This is a genomic window from Mycobacterium zoologicum (assembly GCF_020181635.2).
In the GTDB taxonomy this organism is placed as follows: Bacteria; Actinomycetota; Actinomycetes; order Mycobacteriales; family Mycobacteriaceae; genus Mycobacterium; species Mycobacterium zoologicum.
Genome location: NZ_JAYJJS010000030.1, coordinates 1 through 16,309, shown reverse-complemented (window position 1 = coordinate 16,309; position 16,309 = coordinate 1). Strand labels below are relative to the sequence as shown.

Genomic DNA, 16,309 nt, shown 5'->3' with positions numbered 1-16,309 from the left:
GGGAATGCAGGTGGATACCGGATCGAGGCGCACCCAGGGGCGGATTGCCGCGGCAGTCCTGGGTGCGATCCTGTTCGCCGCCACCGCGTTCACCTACCTCGCCTATATCTCGGTGTTCAGCTCCACCGACAAGGTCACCGTCACCTCGCCGCGAGCCGGCCTGGTGATGGAACAGGACGCCAAGGTCAAGTACCGCGGCATCCAGATCGGCAAGGTCAAGGAGATCAAGTACCAGGGCGACCAAGCCAAGCTGACGCTGGCCATCGACAGCTCGGCGATGCACTACATCCCGTCGAATGCTGCTGTACACATCGCCAGCAACACCATCTTCGGAGCCAAGTCGGTGGAGTTCGTCCCGCCGCCGACACCGTCGGGCAAGGCGTTGCGCGGCGGTGCCAACGTCCAGGCGTCCGACGTGCAGCTGGAAGTCAACACGCTGTTCCAGAAGCTCACCGACCTGCTGGACAAGATCGACCCGGTTCAGCTCAACGGATCGATCACCGCGCTGGCCGAAGGGCTGCGGGGCAACGGCGACAATCTGGGTGCGCTGCTGTCCGGGCTGAACGGCTACCTGGAGAAGTTCAATCCGCTGCTGCCGCAGCTGCAGAAGGGTTTCGCCAAGACCGCGGTCGTCGGCAACATCTACGGCGACGCCGCCCCGGACCTGGCGACGACGTTCGACAACGTCCCGACGATCAGCAAGACGCTGGTCGACCAGCGCGACAACCTGAACAGGGCGCTGCTGGCGACCGCCGGGCTGGCCAACAACGGCTACGACACCATCGCGCCGGGCGCCGATGACTTCATCGCCGGGATCCAGCGGTTCCGGGCGCTCGGTGATCTGCTGGCCGAATACTCGCCGGAGTTCGGCTGCCTGTTCAAGGGCATCAAGGGGGCGATGGAGAAGTTCGGTCCGTCGATCGGCGGCACCAAGCCGGCGCTGTACACCCACTCCAACTTCCTTCCGGGTGCCCCGGCCTACACGTATCCGGAGAGCCTGCCGGTGGCCAACGCCAGTGGCGGACCCAACTGCCGCGGCCTGCCGGACATCCCCAGCAAGCAGTTCGGCGGCTCCTGGTTCCGCTCGCCGTTCCTGGTGACCGACAACTCCTACATTCCGTTCCAGCCGAACACCGAGGTGCAGTTCGACGCACCCTCGACCGCACAGTTCCTCTTCAACGGTGCCTACGCCGAACGGGACGAGTACTGATGAACACTCGCGGGACGTTGATCAAGGTGGCGATCTTCACCGTCGCGATGCTGCTGGTGTCGGCGGGCCTGGTGGTGATCTTCGGCGAGTTCCGGTTCGCGTCCAACCACACCTATCACGCCGATTTCGCCACCGCATCCCGGCTCAAGGGCGGCGAAGATGTGCGGATCGCCGGGATTCCGGTGGGCACGGTGAAATCGGTGAAACTGAAGCCGGACAACAGTGTCGACGTCACGTTCGACCTCGACAAGCGCTACCAGATGTATGACTCGACGCGTGCCCTGATCCGGTACGAGAACCTGGTCGGCGACCGCTATCTGGAGATCGCCTCCGGCGACGGCGAGATGCGCAAGCTGCCGCCCGGTGCCACGATTGTGCGGGACCACACCCAGCCGGCGCTGGACCTGGACGCGCTGCTGGGCGGGATGCGCCCGGTGCTCAAGGGTCTCGACGGCGGCAAGATCAACGAGATCAGCAACGCGATCATCGAGATGCTGCAGGGCCAGGGCGGTGCACTGTCGCAGATGCTGGCCAGCACCAGCTCGTTCACCACCACGTTGGCCTCCCGCGACCAGCTGATCGGCGACGTGATCAACAACCTCAACACGGTGCTGGCCACCGTCGACGACAAGAGCACGCAGTTCGACGCCACCGTCGACCGGCTGCAACAGCTCATCACCGGTCTGGCGCAGGGCAAGGATGCGATCGCGGGTGCGATCGGTCCGCTGGCCAGCGTCGAGACCGACCTCACCGACACCCTGCGCCGCACCCGGCGGCCGATCCAGGGCCTGATCGAGAACGTCCGCCCGTTCGCCACCGTGCTGGACCGGCGTAAGGACGAACTCAACGCGGTCATCGATCCGCTGGAGGAGAACTACCTGCGGCTCAACGCCCTCGGCGCCTACGGCTCGTTCTTCAACATCAACTACTGCACGGTCTCGATGAAGTTCAACGGGCCCGCCGGCAGCGACATCACGTTGCCGATGGGCGGACAGGCCGACACCAGCAAGGGGAGGTGCTCTCCTGTCAAGAATTGACGGCGTAAACCCGGTTCGCACCGGAACTCTGGGCATCGTGCTGATCGCATGCCTGGTATTCGTGTCCTTCGGCTACACCAGCCTGCCGTTCTGGCCGCAGGGCAAGGCCTATCAGGGCTACTTCGCCGACGCCGGTGGCGTCATACCCGGCAATGACGTGACGGTGTCCGGCATCCGGGTCGGCAAGGTCTCCAAGGTGGCGCTGGACGGAGCCAGTGCAAAGGTGAGTTTCACCGTCGACCGCAATGTCCGGGTGGGCGATCAGTCGCTGGCCGCGATCCGCACCGACACCGTGCTGGGCGAGAAGACGCTGTCGATCAGCCCCGCCGGTGCGGGCTCGGTCACGGTGATCCCGCTGGAACGCACCCGGTCTCCGTACACTCTCAACAACGCGCTGCAGGACCTCGGCGGCAACGTCCAAGAACTGGACAAGCCGCGGTTCGAAGAGGCGCTGGGTGTGCTCTCCGACTCGATGCGCGAGGCGACCCCGCAATTGCGAGGGGCGCTGGACGGGGTGTCGGCGCTGTCGCGCAGCATCAACAGCCGGGACGAGGCGCTGGCCCAGCTGCTGACCCACGCCAAGACGGTCACCGGTGTGCTCAACCAACGAGCCGAGCAGGTCAACCGGCTGGTGCTCGACGGCAACCAGCTCTTCGGCGCACTCGACGAACGCCGGCAGGCGCTCGGTGCGCTGATCGGCGGTATCGACGATGTGTCGCAACAGCTTTCGGGCGTCGTCACCGACAACCAGAAGAACGTCGGTCCGACCCTGAAGAAGCTCAATCTGGTGCTGGACAACTTGATCGAGCGCAAAGACCGCATCACCGGCGCGCTGGACCGGTTGCCCGGATACGCCACCACACTGGGCGAGGTGGTGGCCTCGGGACCCGGCTTCCAGATCAACCTCTACGGCCTGCCACCACCCACGCTGTCGGAGGTGCTGCTCGACATCTACTTCCAGCCCGGCAAGATCCCGGACAGCCTGGCCGACTACCTGCGGGGAATGATCAGCGACCGCACCGTGATTAAGCCGAAGTCGCCATGACGCGCCCGACGTTGCGAATCCTGCTCGCCGGGGCGCTGGCCGCGTTGCTGGCCGCCGGTGTGTATGTGGTGCTGCCCGCGCAGCGCGGCTACCGGATCACCGGCTACTTCGCCTCGGCGGTGGGCCTGTACCCCGGTGACGACGTCCGGGTGGTCGGGGTTCCGGTCGGCCGGATCGAGTCCATCGAACCGCGCGCGGAGAACGTCAAGATCACCATGAAGGTGAACAACGACGTGCCGCTGCCGGCCGACGTGCACGCGGTGTTGATGGCGCCGAACATCGTCTCGGCGCGGGTGATCCAGCTGGCTCCGGCCTACACCGGCGGCGATCGGCTGGCCGACGGCGCGGTGCTCGGCGAAGACCGCACCGCGGTGCCGGTCGAGTGGGACGAGGTCAAGCAGGAACTCACCCAGCTCAGCGCGCAACTGGCGCCCGAGCAAGGCAAACTCAACGGCACGCTGAGCGCGTTCGTCAACCAGGCCGCCGACACCTTCGACGGCAACGGCGACTCGTTCCGCAACGCACTGCGTGAACTCTCGGCGACCACCGGCCGGCTCGGGGACTCGCGCACCGACCTGTTCGGCACTGTGAAGAACCTGCAGGTGCTGGTCAATGCGCTCTCGGGCAGCAACGAACAGCTGGTGCAGTTCACCGACCACGTCGCGGCGGTCTCGGCGGTGCTGGCCGAGAGCTCCGCCGACCTGGATGTCACGCTGGGCACGCTGAATCAGGCGCTGCGCGACGTCCGCGGTTTCCTGCACGACAACAACGACGCGTTGATCGCCCAGGTCAACAAGTTGGCGGACTTCACCAAGGTCCTCAGTGACAACAGTGAGAAGTTCGAGCAGGTCCTGCACATCACCCCGCACGGCCTGACCAACTTCTACAACATCTACAACCCCGCGCAGGGCACGTTGAGCGGCCTGCTGTCGCTGCCCGACTTCGCCAACCCGGTGCAGTTCATCTGCGGCGGCGTCTTCGATGTGGGTTCGGTGCCGGACAACTTCAAACGAGCGGAGATCTGCAAGGAGCGGATGGGCCCGGTCATGCGGCGCTGGTCGATGAACTTCCTGCCGTTCCTGTTCCACCCGATCAACTCGATCACCGCCTACAAGGGGCAGATCATCTACGACACCCCGGCGACCGAGGCCAAGGCCGAGACTCCGGTGCCGTATCTGAAATGGATGCCGGCGCCGGGCGTGACCCCCCCGAGCACCGACGACGTCGCCAAACTGTTCCTACCGCCCGATCCGGGGCAGATGGGCGCGGCACCAGGACCGACCGGCCCGCAGCAACCGGGGGCGGGCGCACCGCGGGAGGGCGGATGAGCGTGAAGTCTGTTGCCGGCGTGGTTCGGCGGGCCGGCCGACGAGGTGCGGCACTGGGCGCCGGGGCGCTGGTGCTGTCCGGGTGCCAGTTCGGCGGGCTCAACTCGCTGAACATGCCGGGCACCGCGGGCCACGGCCGGGGCTCCTACAGCGTCACGGTGCAACTGCCGGATGTGACCACACTGCCGCAGAACTCGCCGGTGATGGTCAACGACGTGACCGTGGGCAGCGTCTCGGGTATTCAGGCCGTGCAGCAGCCCGACGGCAGCTTCTACGCGGCGGTCAAGCTGTCGCTGGACGGAAACGTGGCGCTTCCGGCGAACGCCATCGCGAATGTCGCTCAGACCTCACTGCTGGGATCCCAGCACATCGAGCTCTCCGAACCGCACGACGAAGCCCCGGTCGGCAGACTCGCCTCGGGTGACCAGATCCCGCTCAGCCGGACCGGCCGCTACCCCAGCACCGAGGAGGTCCTGTCATCGTTGGGTGTCGTGGTCAATCAGGGCAATCTCGGTGCATTGCAGGACATCACCGAGGAGGCGTATGCAGCGGTCGCCGGCCGGGCCGGCACGCTTGCCGGACTGGTGCCCCGGCTGGCTGAACTCACCGCTTCGCTGGACCGCCAGGCCCACGACATCATCGCCGCCGCCGAGGGCCTGAACCGGGTCGGGGCGACGCTGGCCCGCAGCGCACCCAGCCTGGCGCGCGCGCTGGACACCATGCCGGCCGCATTGGCGGTGCTCAACGACAACCGGTCCAGCATCGTGGACGCGTTCGGTGCCCTGGGCCGGCTGGCGACGGTCGGGTCGCGGATCATGACCGAGACCAAAGAGGACTTCGCCGCCGACATCAAGGACCTGTATCCGATCGTCAAAGCCTTCGCTGACAACGCCAATGAGCTGGTGACGGCGTTCCCGTTCATCCCGACGTTCCCGTTCCCGTCGATGTACCTGCGCAACGCGGTGCGCGGTGACTTCCTCAACGTCTACGTCACGTTCGACCTGACGCTGCGCCGGTTCGGCGAGTCGGTGTTCACCACCGGTGGCTTCGACCCGAACATGCCCCACATGCACGACGTCCTCAACCCGCCCGACTTCCTGATCGGACAGATGGCCAACCTGTCCGGGCAGGCCGCCGACCCGTTCAAGATCCCGCCCGGCACGGCCGCGAACTATGGGGACTGATCAATGCTGACTCGTCTGGTTCGTATTCAACTCGGGATCTTCGCGGTGGTCACCGTGATCGCCGTGGGCGCGATCGCGATCCTGTACCTGCACGCCCCGAGCCGGCTGGGTATCGGCACCTACAAGGTGACGGCCGACTTCATCGGCGGCGGCGGAATCTACAAGAGCGCCAACGTCACCTACCGCGGCGTCACGGTGGGTCGGGTCGACAACGTACAGCTCACCGACCACGGGGTTGACGCCGAGATGCGGCTCAACAGCGGCACCAAGGTTCCGGGGAACGTCACCGCCACCGTCAAGAGCATGTCCGCGATCGGTGAGCAGTACATCGACCTGGTCCCACCGAAGGAGGTCGCCGCCGCCGGGGTGCTGCACAACGGTGCGCGCATCGGCCAGGACCGCACCGCCATCGGCCAGGACATCGCCGGACTGCTCGACCAGGCCCAGTCGCTGGTCAACAGCGTCGCCAATAGCCGCCTTCGCGACCTGTTGCGCAGCGCGTTCGACGGGTTCAACGGTTCGGGGCCCGAACTGGCCCGCATGATCGCGTCGTCGCGGCAACTGATCGACGAGGCCAATGCCAACTTCGAAGCGACCGCGGGCCTGATCGATCAAGTCCAGCCGTTCCTGGACGCCCAGATCCGCAGCGGCGACGACATCAGGAAGCTGACCAAATCCCTGGCGGCGGTCACCACCGAGGTGCGCAACGCCGACCCGCAGCTACGTGAGGTGCTGCAGACCCTGCCCGGCGTCACCGATGAGGCCAACACCACTTTCAGCGGAATCCGCGCATCGTTCCCGACCCTGGCGGCCAGCATGGCCAACTTCGGCCGGGTCGGAGTGATCTACCGCAACTCCATCGAGCATGCGCTGGTGGTGTTCCCCGCGCTGATGGCCGCACTGCTCACCGTTGCCGGTGGTGTGCCGATGGAAGAGGGCGTCAAGCTGGACTTCAAGATCGACATGCACGACCCGCCGCCGTGCACGGTCGGCTTCCTGCCGTTCACCGAGATGCGCTCATCCGCCGACGAGACCGTGCGCGAACTGCCGAAGGACCTGTACTGCAAAGCGGCACAGAATGATGCGACCGCGGTCCGCGGTGCCCGCAACTATCCGTGTATGGAGTACCCGGGCAAGCGTGCCCCGACCATCCAGCTGTGCAGGGACCCGAAGGGCTTCATCCCGATCGGGTCGAACGCATGGCGCGGCCCGCCCGTGCCGTACGACACTCCGATCACCGACCCGCGGATGTTGCGGCCGATGAACAAGTTCCCCTACATCCCGCCGAACTCCGACTACGACCCCGGCCCGCCGGTGGTCGCGCTGCCACCGGGTGTGCCAGCGGGCCCGGGTCCGGCGCCCAACCCGCCCTACCCGCTGCCGTACCCGCCGAACGCGCTCGGACCGGAGAAGCCGGCGCCGTGGCCGTTCTACGCTCCGCCGGACCAGAACATGCCGACCAGCCCCGGCGGCAACGGCGGTCTGCCCCCCTACAACCGGGACCCGGCGCCGGGACCGGCCCCCGGGCCACTGCCGGCCGAGGCTCAGGCCAATGGGGTGGCCTACAGCAGCTACGACCAGCGCACCGGAAAGTTCGTCGACCCGGCGGGCGGAACCGGAGTGTTCGTCTCCGGCGGTGACAAGTGGCTGCCCGCCGAGAACTGGGCTGACCTGATGCTCGAGCCGAGGCAGACGTGACCGGTCCGGAGGATGCCAAGGTTCGTCGCCGCGCATCGCGGGATGTCGGCCCGGCCGGTGATGCCGCAGAGATGACCGCCGTGCGGGTGAGCGTGCCCAGTCGGGCCGCCGCGCGGGAGCTCCGCCCGCTCGGTCCACCGCCGCGGCGTCTGCCCAATGCGCGGCAGGTTGCGCGGGTGGCGGGTGGCACCGGTCTGGCAGCGAGTATCGTGCTGGGCGCGCTGGTTGCGCTGCTGCTGGTCCAGCACCGGCACGCCGTCGCGTCGGACAGTCGAGACCAGCGGTTCGTCGACACCGCCGTGCAGACGGTTCTGAACATGTACACCTACACCCCGGACACCATCAACGACCAGGTGAACCGGTTCGTCGCGGGCACCAGCGGCCCGCTGCGCGACACCATGGCCGCCAACGCCGAGAACCTCAAGGCGCTGCTGCGGGAGACCAAACACAGCTCGGAGGCCGTCGTGAACGCCGCGGCCCTGGAGAACGTCGATGAGGTGCCCGGCAACGCCACGGTGTTGGTGGCGATGCGGGCCACCGCCACCGATGCCGACGGCGTCAACAAGCCCTCGCAGCCGTACGCACTGCGGATCGTCGTGCACGAGGACGACGCCGGCAACATGACCGCCTACGACCTCAAGTGGCCGGACGGCAGCCGATGAACCGCCGCTGGTCGGTGCCGGCCGCCCTGGTGGTGATCCTCGGCGTGTTCGTGGGTCTGGGCGCCATGGCGGGCTCGCTGTACTGGAGCCGGGTCGAGTCGCATGGCGAACAGTTGACCCGCGTCGAGCTGGCGAAGCTGACGGCCGATGAGATCCCCAAAGTACTCGGCTACGAGTACACGACGGTGGAACGCAGCCTCACCGAGACCTACCCGATGTTCACTCCGGACTACCGCCGTGAATTCGAAGCCCGCGCCGTCAACGACATCATTCCGCAGGCCCGGGAGAAGCAGCTGGTGAACCAGGTCGACGTCGTCGGTGTCGGTGCCCTGGACGCCAAGCGGACCACCGGTTCGGTGCTGGTCTTCGTGAATCGCACCGTGACGGGCAAGTCCAAGGAGAAGTTCTACGAGGGCAGCCGCCTGCGGGTCGACTTCCGCAAGATCGACCGCCAATGGCTGATCAGCAATATCGCGCCGATCTAGCTGAGAGGATGTGCGCCATGAGGGAACTCGTTCGCGGTCTGGCGGCCTTCGCCCTCGCGATGGCCGCGAGTGTCGGGCTGGCAGTCGAGGCCGGCGCCGACGATGACGACGCGCTGCCCGAGGGCACGTTGGAGGGCGTATACACCTACAACGGAAACGGCATCACCGCGAATTGGAAGATCTACCCGCTGTGCGTCCCGACGGTGGGCGACGGCCGGGTGCCGTTGCACCTGGCAGTCGGCTGCCGACTGCAGGTGGAGAGCGACGGCCCACCCGGACAGGCCGGTTCCTACCGGCTGGCCAACGGTCGCTGGACCTACCACACCCCGCTGCTGGCCGGCACCCGATGCTCCGACGGCAGTACCGCCGCCAGCGAAGAGCTGTATCAGTTCGACACGTCGCTCAACGGCACCTACACCCACTCGAACGCCGCCGTCTGCGGCAGGCAGCCCGGGCTGGACAAGCACCCGTTCACGCTGACGTACGTCTCGCCGCTGCCCAACCCGGTGGTCCGCTACCCGCTGACCTGCCAGGACAACCCGATCCACCTGTGTAGCTGAGCTATTTCGGGGCCCCGGCGAGCGCGTCGAGGAAGGCGCGGGCCCAACGGTCCACGTCGTGGGCCAGCACCTGCCGGCGCAGCGACCGCATCCGGCGGCGTCCCTCTTCAGGTGTCTGGTTGACAGCCGCCTCGATGACGTCCTTGACGCCCTCCAGATCGTGTGGGTTCACCAGGTAGGCCTGGCTCAATTCCGCCGCGGCGCCGGTGAATTCGCTCAACACCAGGGCTCCGCCCAGGTCACTTCGACAGGCCACGTACTCCTTGGCGACCAGGTTCATCCCGTCGCGCAGCGGGGTGACCAGCATGACGTCGCTGGCCACGAAGAACGCGATCAACTCATCGCGGGGGACCGGCCGGTGCAGGTAGTGCACCACCGGGTGGCCGACCTCGCTGTACTCGCCGTTGATGTGGCCGACCTGGCGTTCGATGTCCTCGCGCAGGAGCTGGTAGCTCTCCACCCGCTCTCGGCTCGGTGTCGCCAACTGCACCAGCACTGTGTCGTCGCGTTTGGCCCGGCCCTCGTCGAGCAGCTCGTTGAATGCCTTGAGCCGCACGTCGATGCCCTTGGTGTAGTCCAGCCGGTCCACCCCGAGCAGGACCTTGCGGGGATGCCCCAGCTCGGCCCGGATCTCCTTGGCGCGCCGCCGGATCGAGCGCTCACGCGCCTTACGGTCGAGTTCGCCGGAGTCGATCGAGATCGGGAATGCGCCGACGCGCACGGTGCGGTCGTCCAGCCGCACCTCGCCGAACCGGCTGCGAACCCCGACCAAGCCCCGCGAGGTGTCGGCACCGGCCAGTCTGCGGGCCAGGATCAGGAAGTTCTGGGCGCCGCCGGGCAGGTGGAAGCCGACCAGGTCGGCGCCGAGCAGGCCGTCGACGATCTCCGCGCGCCACGGCAGTTGCATGAACAGCTCCACCGGCGGGAACGGGATGTGCAGGAAGAAACCGATGGTGACGTCGGGGCGCAGCGCGCGCAGCATCTTGGGCACCAGCTGCAACTGGTAGTCCTGAACCCACACCGTGGCACCCGGCGCGGCGGCCCGCGAGGCGGCCTCGGCGAACCGCTGATTGACGTCGACGTAGCGGTCCCACCACTGCCGGTGATAGAGCGGTTTGACGATCACGTCGTGGTACAGCGGCCACAGCGTCGCGTTGGAGAAGCCCTCGTAGTATTCGGCGATGTCGGTGGCGCTCAGCGCGACCGGATGCAGCCGCAGATCTTCGTCGTCGATCGGCCCGTCGGGGCAGTCCGGGCTGCCCGGCCAGCCCACCCAGGCGCCCCGCCGCTTGCGCAGCAGCGGCTCCAGAGCGGTCACCAGGCCGCCGGGGCTGCGCTTCCAGGTGGTTGTGCCGTCGGGCAGCTTCTCGATGTCGATGGGCAGCCGGTTGGCCACCACGACGAAGTCGGAGTCCCCGGGCTCGCCCGGGACACCCGACGCAGCCATTTACGCGCCGGGCTTGTCGGGGGTGGCCGGTCCGATCCCCAGCATGGACAGGAACACCCGACACTCGTCGGCGTCCTCGGCGTAGGCGGCAACGACGCGCCGTGCCTGGTTGGCGGTGTTGTCGGCCAGCGGTGCCACGTCCTCGATATCGGCGTGTTCGGTTTTAGCAGCCATAGGGAGACTCTAGCGAAGTGCCCAGCGCGCCGTAGCCTGTCCAGCATGACCGCACACGACCTGGTCGACTACGAGACGCTCGACGACGGGCGCATCGCCCGGATCTGGTTGAACCGCCCGGAGAGCCACAACGCGCAGAACCGCACGCTGCTGGTGCAGCTCGACGAGGCGCTGCGCCGCGCCGAAGCCGACGACACGGTGCGGGTGGTGATCCTGGGCGCCCGCGGTAAGAACTTCTCCGCCGGCCACGACCTGGGGTCCGAGGAGGCGTTGGCCGAGCGCCGGCCCGGCCCGGGCCAGCACCCGAGCTTCGGCGTCAACGGCGGTACCCGCGAGCCGGTGGTGGAGAAGACCTACCTGCAGGAATGGCACCACTACTTCGCCAACACCTGCCGCTGGCGGGACCTGCGCAAGATCACCATCGCGCAGGTTCAGGGCAACGCGATCTCGGCCGGGCTGATGCTGATCTGGGCATGCGATCTGATCGTGGCCGCCGACAACGCCCGGTTCTCCGACGTGGTCGGGGTGCGCCTGGGTATGCCGGGAGTCGAGTACTACGCGCATCCCTGGGAGTTCGGGCCGCGCAAGGCCAAGGAGCTGCTGCTGACCGGAGACTCGCTCGACGCCGACGAGGCCTACCGGCTCGGCATGGTGTCCAAGGTCTTCGCCGCCGACGAACTGGTCGACAAGACGCTTGAGTTCGCCCGCCGTATCGCAGCAGTGCCGACCATGGGCGCGCTGCTCATCAAGGACTCGGTGAACGCCGCCGCCGACGCGATGGGTTTCTCCGAGGCGCTGCGGCACGGATTCCACATCCACCAGCTGGGCCATGCGCACTGGGCGGCGCACAACGACAACAAGTTCCCCATCGCGTTGCCACCGGACGTACCGGACTGGCGTACCGCCAAGGCGACCGATTTGGCCCGTCGCGACCAACCCTGACCGGCGGGGCTGCGAGCATGGTTCTATAGGTAGAACGTGTTCCAGTTTTGACGTAAGGGGTTCGGCGTGCAGCTTTCCTTTCAAGACCGCACTTACCTGGTCACCGGTGGTGGCAGCGGCATCGGTAAGGCCGTGGCCGCCGCGTTGGCGGCCGCGGGAGCCGACGTCCTGATCCTCGGGCGGGGTGCCGAACGACTGGCGGAGGTGGCCGCCGAGATCGGCGCCCGCTACTTCGCGGCCGACGTCACCGACGAGGACAGCGTGATCGCCTCCGTCGAGGCGGCGGTCGCCGAGCACGGCCGGCTGCACGGGGTGGTGCACGCCGCCGGCGGTTCGCTGACCATCGGACCGATCACCCAGATCGACTCGGAGTTGTGGCGGCAAACCGTCGACCTCAACGTCAACGGCACGATGTACCTGATCAAACACGCCGGGCGTGCGCTGGTGCGCGGTGGTGGCGGTTCGTTCGTCGGGATCTCCTCGATCGCGGCCGGCAACACCCACCGCTGGTTCGGCGCCTACGGCCCGACCAAGGCGGCACTGGACAACCTGATCCAGCTGGCCGCCGACGAACTCGGTGCCTCCTGGGTGCGGGTCAACAGCATCCGTCCCGGCCTGATCCGCACCGAGCTGGTCGCCCCGATCCTGGACTCGCCCGAGCTCAGTGAGGACTACCGCAGCTGCACGCCGCTGCCGCGGCCCGGTGAGGCCGAAGACGTCGCCAACCTGGCGCTGTTCCTGCTCAGTGACGCGGCCTCCTACATCAACGGCCAGATCATCAACGTCGACGGCGGCCAGATGCTGCGCCGCGGCCCGGACTTCACCTCGATGCTGGAGCCGGCGTTCGGGGCCGACGGGCTTCGGGGCGTGGTCGGGGGCTAGCCGTGGGTGTGTATGCGGTGACCGGGGCGGCATCCGGCATGGGTAAGCAGGCCGCCGACAAGCTGCGGGCGGCCGGCCATACCGTGATCGGGGTCGACCTGCGTGAGGCCGAGGTGGTCGCGGACCTGTCGACGACGGAGGGCCGGGCGGCTGCCGCCGAACAGGTGCTGGAGGCGTGTGGGGGCCGGCTGGACGGGGCGGTGCTGGCCGCCGGTATCGGGCCGACCCCGCGGGCGACCCAGCTGATCCTGCAGGTTAATTACTTCGGGGTGGTCGACCTGTTGGAGGCGTTGCGTCCGGCGCTGGCGGCCACCGGCAGTGCCAAAGTCGTTGTCGTGTCCAGTAATTCGACCACCACGGTGCCGGCGGTACCAGGGGCCGCAGTGCGGGCACTGCTTGCCGGCAACGCGGCGAAAGCGGTGCGATGGCTGCGCGCGTTCGGGCCGGGTGCGCCGTCGATCGCGTATGCGGCATCCAAGATCGCGGTGTCACGCTGGGTGCGCCGCCAGGCCGTCACGCCGGAGTGGGCGGGGGCGGGTATCCGGCTCAACGCCCTGGCTCCCGGGGCGATCATGACGCCGTTGCTGGAGCGCCAGCTCGCCACCCCGGGACAGGAGAAGGCGGTCCGCAGTTTTCCGGTCCCGGTCAGGGGTTTCGGTGACCCCGGGCAACTGGCTGACTGGATGCTGTTCATGCTGTCCGACGCCGCCGAGTTCCTGTGCGGCAGCGTGATCTTCGTGGACGGCGGCACCGACGCCTACTTCCGCGCCGACGACTGGCCGCGTGCGGTGCCGGCGCGACGTGTGCTGGGCTACCTCCTGCGGATGAGGTCGTTCAGTAAGACCTAGGCCGGTTCTATGATCACGGGCGACACGCGATCGATCAACGCGGTGAGGGTGCTGATGTCCATTACGCCTCGATGAGGTCGAATCCCTTGTAGCCGGCGGCCGCGACGTCGGCGATGATCTGGCCGTAGACGCCGAATCCGCCGATGAACGGCATGAACACCCGCGGTTTACCGGGAATGTTCGCGCCCAAGTACCACGAATTCGCCTGCAGCATAAGGGTGCCGGTGGCCCGGTCGGAGCACTCCTTGACCCAGTCCGCCGCCGCGTCGGCGCACGCTTCGATGCCGACGGTGCCGTGGGTGTCCAGATGCGCGATGGCCGCGGCGATCCAGTCCACATGCAGCTCGGCATGCAGCACCATGTTCGCCAGCACCGAGGGGCTGCCCGCCCCGGCGATGTTGAACAGGTTCGGGAAGCCGGGAACACCCAGGCCGAGATAGGTGACCGGGCCCTCGGCCCAGGCTGCGTTGAGCGTCTGCCCGCCGCGGCCGACGATGTTGAGCTTGTCCACCGATCCGGTCATCGCGTCGAACCCGGTGGCCAGCACCAATGCGTCCAACTCGTAGTAGTCGTCGGAGGTGTGTATGCCGCCGGCGTCGATCCGCTCGATGGGTGTGGCGCGCAGGTTGACCAGGTCCACGTTGGGCCGGTTGAACGTCTGGAAATAGTGGTCGTCGGTGCAGATCCGTTTGGTGCCGATCGGGTGATCCTTGGGGATCAGCAGGTCGGCGATGTCCGGGTCGTCGACCACGGCGCGGATCTTGTCCTCCCAGAACTCCCGGGCCGTGTTGTTGGCCTCCACGGTCACCGACTGGTCCGAGAATGTCTTGGCGAACAGCACGCCGCCCAGCTGCCAACGCTTCTCGTAAGCCGCCCGCCGTTCCTCGTCGGAGACCTCCAGCGCCGACTTGGGGTGCGGCCGATGCGGGGAACCGCCGCCGCTGAGCATCGACAGCCTGCGTCGTTCGGCATAGGTCGCCTTGTGTTCCCGGACGGTCTTGTCATCGAGCGGGACATTGCCGGCCGGCACACTGTAGTTCGGCGAGCGCTGGAACACGTGCAGCTGTGCGGCTTGTTGAGCGATGCACGGAATCGCTTGAATGCCAGACGATCCGGTTCCGATCACACCGACCCGCTGCTCGGTGAAGTCGACGACCTCATGCGGCCACTTGCTGGTGTGGTAGACCGGCCCGGCGAACGACGCCAGGCCCTCGATGGCCGGGATGTTCGCGTTGGACAGCGGACCGACGCCCAGGACGACGAACCGCGCGGTGACGGCGTCGCCGGAGGCGGTGGTCACCTGCCACCGGGTGGTCGTCTCATCGAAGACGATGTCGGTCACCCGAGTGTTGAACTTGATGTCGCGGCGCAGATCGAACCGTTCGGCGACATGGCGGAGGTAGGAAAGGATCTCCGGCTGGGTGGCGTAATTCTCGGTCCAGGTCCAGTCCTGCTGCAGTTCGTCGTCGAACGAGTAGGAGTAGTCCACGCTTTCCACGTCACAGCGTGCACCGGGGTAGCGGTTCCAGTACCAGGTGCCGCCCACGTCGCCGGCCGACTCGAAAACCTGCACCCGCAGGCCGTTGCCGCGGAGCCGATGCAATGCGTAGAGCCCGGCGAAACCGGCCCCGATGACCACGACGTCGAGGTTCGAGGGAACGGTTGTCTCGATCGATGATGCCGGCGCGTTCACACTGGTGGCCCTTCTGCCATGGACGGTCCTCGTCGATCAGGCTAGGAGGTGGCGGGCCCGGACAACAGGGGTTGGGGCGGTACGGCGGTGATCGTCGACCCGCTCGATGACGAAGGCGCTGCGATGGCGGAACCCAGGCGTGCGGCACGCTTCGGCTGGCGTTAGCGTGTCTAGCTAAGTCACTGTGCCGAGTAGGAGAGATATGACGTCCGAGCTGAGCCACGACGCGACCCTGCGTGAGGTCACCACCGATCAGGGCGTGCTGCGCTACCACGAGGCCGGTGACGGGCCGACGCTGCTGCTGCTGCACGGCTCCGGGCCGGGCGTGACCGGGTGGCGTAATTACCGCGGTGTGCTGCCGGCCTTCGCCGAGCACTTCCGGTGCCTGGTGCTGGAGTTCCCCGGCTTCGGCGTCAGCGACGACTTCGGCGGGCACCCGATGATGACGGCGTTCGCCGCGGTGCCGGCCTTCGCCGACGCGCTGGGCCTGGACCGGTTCAACGTCGTCGGCAACTCGATGGGCGGCGGCGTCGGAATCGGCTACGCGATCGGCAACCCCGACCGGGTGAACCGGCTCGTGACCATCGGCGGCATCGGCACCAACCTGCTCAGCCCCGGCCCGGCCGAGGGCATCCGGCTGCTGCAGGACTTCGTCGACAACCCCAGCCGTGAGGCGCTGGTGCGCTGGCTGCACTCGATGGTCTACGACCCGTCGGTGATCACCGAAGAGCTCATCGAGGAGCGGTGGGCGCTGGCCACCGATCCCGAGACGCTGGCCAGTGCCCGGCGGATGTACGGCAAGGAAGCCTTCACCAACATGGTGAAGATGATGCAGGCGTCCAAGGGGCCGCTGCCGTGGGCGATGATGCACCGGCTCAAGACGCCGGCGCTGGTCACCTGGGGCCGCGACGACCGGGTCAGCCCGCTGGACATGGCGCTGATCCCGATGCGGACCATTCCCAATGCCGAGGTGCACGTGTTTCCCAACTGCGGGCACTGGACCATGATCGAGGCCAAGGACGCCTTCACCCGCGTGGTGCTGGAATACCTGACCCGCGACTGATATGTAGGGAAGTTTGTCAAGGGCAGGGTGAAGCGGCGGCCACGACCGTCG

At 67.4% G+C, this 16,309-nt stretch carries 16 protein-coding genes; 13 read left to right on the top strand and 3 right to left on the bottom strand.

What is annotated here, in order from left to right; all coding sequences use genetic code 11:
* Positions 1-4 precede the first annotated feature (4 nt).
* Genes K6T84_RS19705 through K6T84_RS19665 form a run of 9 tightly spaced genes read left to right on the top strand, consistent with a single transcriptional unit; the run spans position 5 to position 9,209 of the window.
* Positions 5-1,210, top strand: a complete 1,206-nt coding sequence (locus tag K6T84_RS19705) for an MCE family protein (RefSeq protein WP_408066149.1) — start codon at positions 5-7, stop codon at positions 1,208-1,210.
* The gene (locus K6T84_RS19700; RefSeq protein ID WP_224862925.1) at positions 1,210-2,247 is read left to right on the top strand and encodes an MCE family protein; all 1,038 of its coding nucleotides are present in this window, start codon (positions 1,210-1,212) and stop codon (positions 2,245-2,247) included. The genes K6T84_RS19705 and K6T84_RS19700 overlap by 1 nt, the downstream gene beginning before the upstream one ends.
* The gene (locus K6T84_RS19695; protein WP_224865996.1) at positions 2,234-3,292 is read left to right on the top strand and encodes an MCE family protein; all 1,059 of its coding nucleotides are present in this window, start codon (positions 2,234-2,236) and stop codon (positions 3,290-3,292) included. The genes K6T84_RS19700 and K6T84_RS19695 overlap by 14 nt, the downstream gene beginning before the upstream one ends.
* On the top strand, positions 3,289-4,620 hold the full coding sequence (locus tag K6T84_RS19690; RefSeq protein WP_224862923.1) for an MCE family protein: 1,332 nt from the start codon (positions 3,289-3,291) through the stop codon (positions 4,618-4,620). The genes K6T84_RS19695 and K6T84_RS19690 overlap by 4 nt, the downstream gene beginning before the upstream one ends.
* Positions 4,617-5,804, top strand: a complete 1,188-nt coding sequence (locus K6T84_RS19685) for an MCE family protein (RefSeq protein ID WP_224862921.1) — start codon at positions 4,617-4,619, stop codon at positions 5,802-5,804. Before K6T84_RS19690 ends, K6T84_RS19685 begins: the two co-directional genes overlap by 4 nt.
* Before the next feature lie 3 nt (positions 5,805-5,807).
* The gene (locus K6T84_RS19680; protein WP_224862919.1) at positions 5,808-7,502 is read left to right on the top strand and encodes an MCE family protein; all 1,695 of its coding nucleotides are present in this window, start codon (positions 5,808-5,810) and stop codon (positions 7,500-7,502) included.
* A complete protein-coding gene (locus tag K6T84_RS19675; protein ID WP_224862917.1) occupies positions 7,499-8,164 on the top strand; it encodes an Rv1363c family protein in 666 nt (221 codons plus the stop codon). The genes K6T84_RS19680 and K6T84_RS19675 overlap by 4 nt, the downstream gene beginning before the upstream one ends.
* Positions 8,143-8,649, top strand: a complete 507-nt coding sequence (locus K6T84_RS19670) for a mammalian cell entry protein (RefSeq protein WP_225400774.1) — start codon at positions 8,143-8,145, stop codon at positions 8,647-8,649. The genes K6T84_RS19675 and K6T84_RS19670 overlap by 22 nt, the downstream gene beginning before the upstream one ends.
* 17 nt (positions 8,650-8,666) lie before the next feature.
* Positions 8,667-9,209 carry a hypothetical protein gene (locus K6T84_RS19665; protein WP_225400773.1) on the top strand — a complete coding sequence of 181 codons (543 nt, stop codon included), beginning with the start codon at positions 8,667-8,669 and terminating at the stop codon, positions 9,207-9,209.
* A 1-nt stretch (position 9,210) separates the two neighbouring features.
* On the opposite strand, the gene K6T84_RS19660 is transcribed toward K6T84_RS19665, so the two are convergent.
* Positions 9,211-10,656, bottom strand: a complete 1,446-nt coding sequence (locus K6T84_RS19660; RefSeq protein ID WP_224862913.1) for an alpha,alpha-trehalose-phosphate synthase (UDP-forming) — start codon at positions 10,654-10,656, stop codon at positions 9,211-9,213.
* Entirely contained in the window at positions 10,657-10,830 is a 174-nt protein-coding gene (locus K6T84_RS19655) for a hypothetical protein (RefSeq protein WP_224862911.1), read from the bottom strand.
* Positions 10,831-10,875: 45 nt separating this feature from the next.
* Here K6T84_RS19655 and K6T84_RS19650 point away from each other — a divergent pair, with 45 nt between their 5' ends.
* From K6T84_RS19650 to K6T84_RS19640, 3 genes are all read left to right on the top strand, one after another.
* On the top strand, positions 10,876-11,772 hold the full coding sequence (locus tag K6T84_RS19650) for an enoyl-CoA hydratase (RefSeq protein WP_224862909.1): 897 nt from the start codon (positions 10,876-10,878) through the stop codon (positions 11,770-11,772).
* A gap of 66 nt (positions 11,773-11,838) precedes the next feature.
* Entirely contained in the window at positions 11,839-12,654 is an 816-nt protein-coding gene (locus K6T84_RS19645; RefSeq protein ID WP_225399140.1) for an SDR family oxidoreductase, read from the top strand.
* Positions 12,655-12,656: 2 nt separating this feature from the next.
* Positions 12,657-13,502 carry an SDR family oxidoreductase gene (locus tag K6T84_RS19640; protein ID WP_225399139.1) on the top strand — a complete coding sequence of 282 codons (846 nt, stop codon included), beginning with the start codon at positions 12,657-12,659 and terminating at the stop codon, positions 13,500-13,502.
* 61 nt (positions 13,503-13,563) lie between these two features.
* Here K6T84_RS19640 and K6T84_RS19635 read toward each other — a convergent pair whose 3' ends face one another.
* Positions 13,564-15,195, bottom strand: coding sequence for a flavin-containing monooxygenase (locus K6T84_RS19635; RefSeq protein ID WP_225400772.1), 1,632 nt, complete (start codon positions 15,193-15,195; stop codon positions 13,564-13,566).
* A gap of 202 nt (positions 15,196-15,397) precedes the next feature.
* Here K6T84_RS19635 and K6T84_RS19630 point away from each other — a divergent pair, with 202 nt between their 5' ends.
* On the top strand, positions 15,398-16,258 hold the full coding sequence (locus tag K6T84_RS19630) for an alpha/beta fold hydrolase (RefSeq protein WP_225400771.1): 861 nt from the start codon (positions 15,398-15,400) through the stop codon (positions 16,256-16,258).
* The last annotated feature ends 51 nt before the right edge of the window (positions 16,259-16,309 follow it).

Excerpts from the sequence above, each read along its gene's own strand:
- K6T84_RS19705 (WP_408066149.1), top strand. The coding sequence starts at position 5 with ATGCAGGTGGATACCGGATCGAGGCGCACCCAGGGGCGGATTGCCGCG.
- K6T84_RS19700 (WP_224862925.1), top strand. The coding sequence starts at position 1,210 with ATGAACACTCGCGGGACGTTGATCAAGGTGGCGATCTTCACCGTCGCG.
- K6T84_RS19690 (WP_224862923.1), top strand. The coding sequence starts at position 3,289 with ATGACGCGCCCGACGTTGCGAATCCTGCTCGCCGGGGCGCTGGCCGCG.
- K6T84_RS19685 (WP_224862921.1), top strand. The coding sequence starts at position 4,617 with ATGAGCGTGAAGTCTGTTGCCGGCGTGGTTCGGCGGGCCGGCCGACGA.
- K6T84_RS19680 (WP_224862919.1), top strand. The coding sequence starts at position 5,808 with ATGCTGACTCGTCTGGTTCGTATTCAACTCGGGATCTTCGCGGTGGTC.
- K6T84_RS19665 (WP_225400773.1), top strand. The coding sequence starts at position 8,667 with ATGAGGGAACTCGTTCGCGGTCTGGCGGCCTTCGCCCTCGCGATGGCC.
- K6T84_RS19660 (WP_224862913.1), bottom strand. The coding sequence starts at position 10,656 with ATGGCTGCGTCGGGTGTCCCGGGCGAGCCCGGGGACTCCGACTTCGTC.
- K6T84_RS19655 (WP_224862911.1), bottom strand. The coding sequence starts at position 10,830 with ATGGCTGCTAAAACCGAACACGCCGATATCGAGGACGTGGCACCGCTG.
- K6T84_RS19650 (WP_224862909.1), top strand. The coding sequence starts at position 10,876 with ATGACCGCACACGACCTGGTCGACTACGAGACGCTCGACGACGGGCGC.
- K6T84_RS19630 (WP_225400771.1), top strand. The coding sequence starts at position 15,398 with ATGACGTCCGAGCTGAGCCACGACGCGACCCTGCGTGAGGTCACCACC.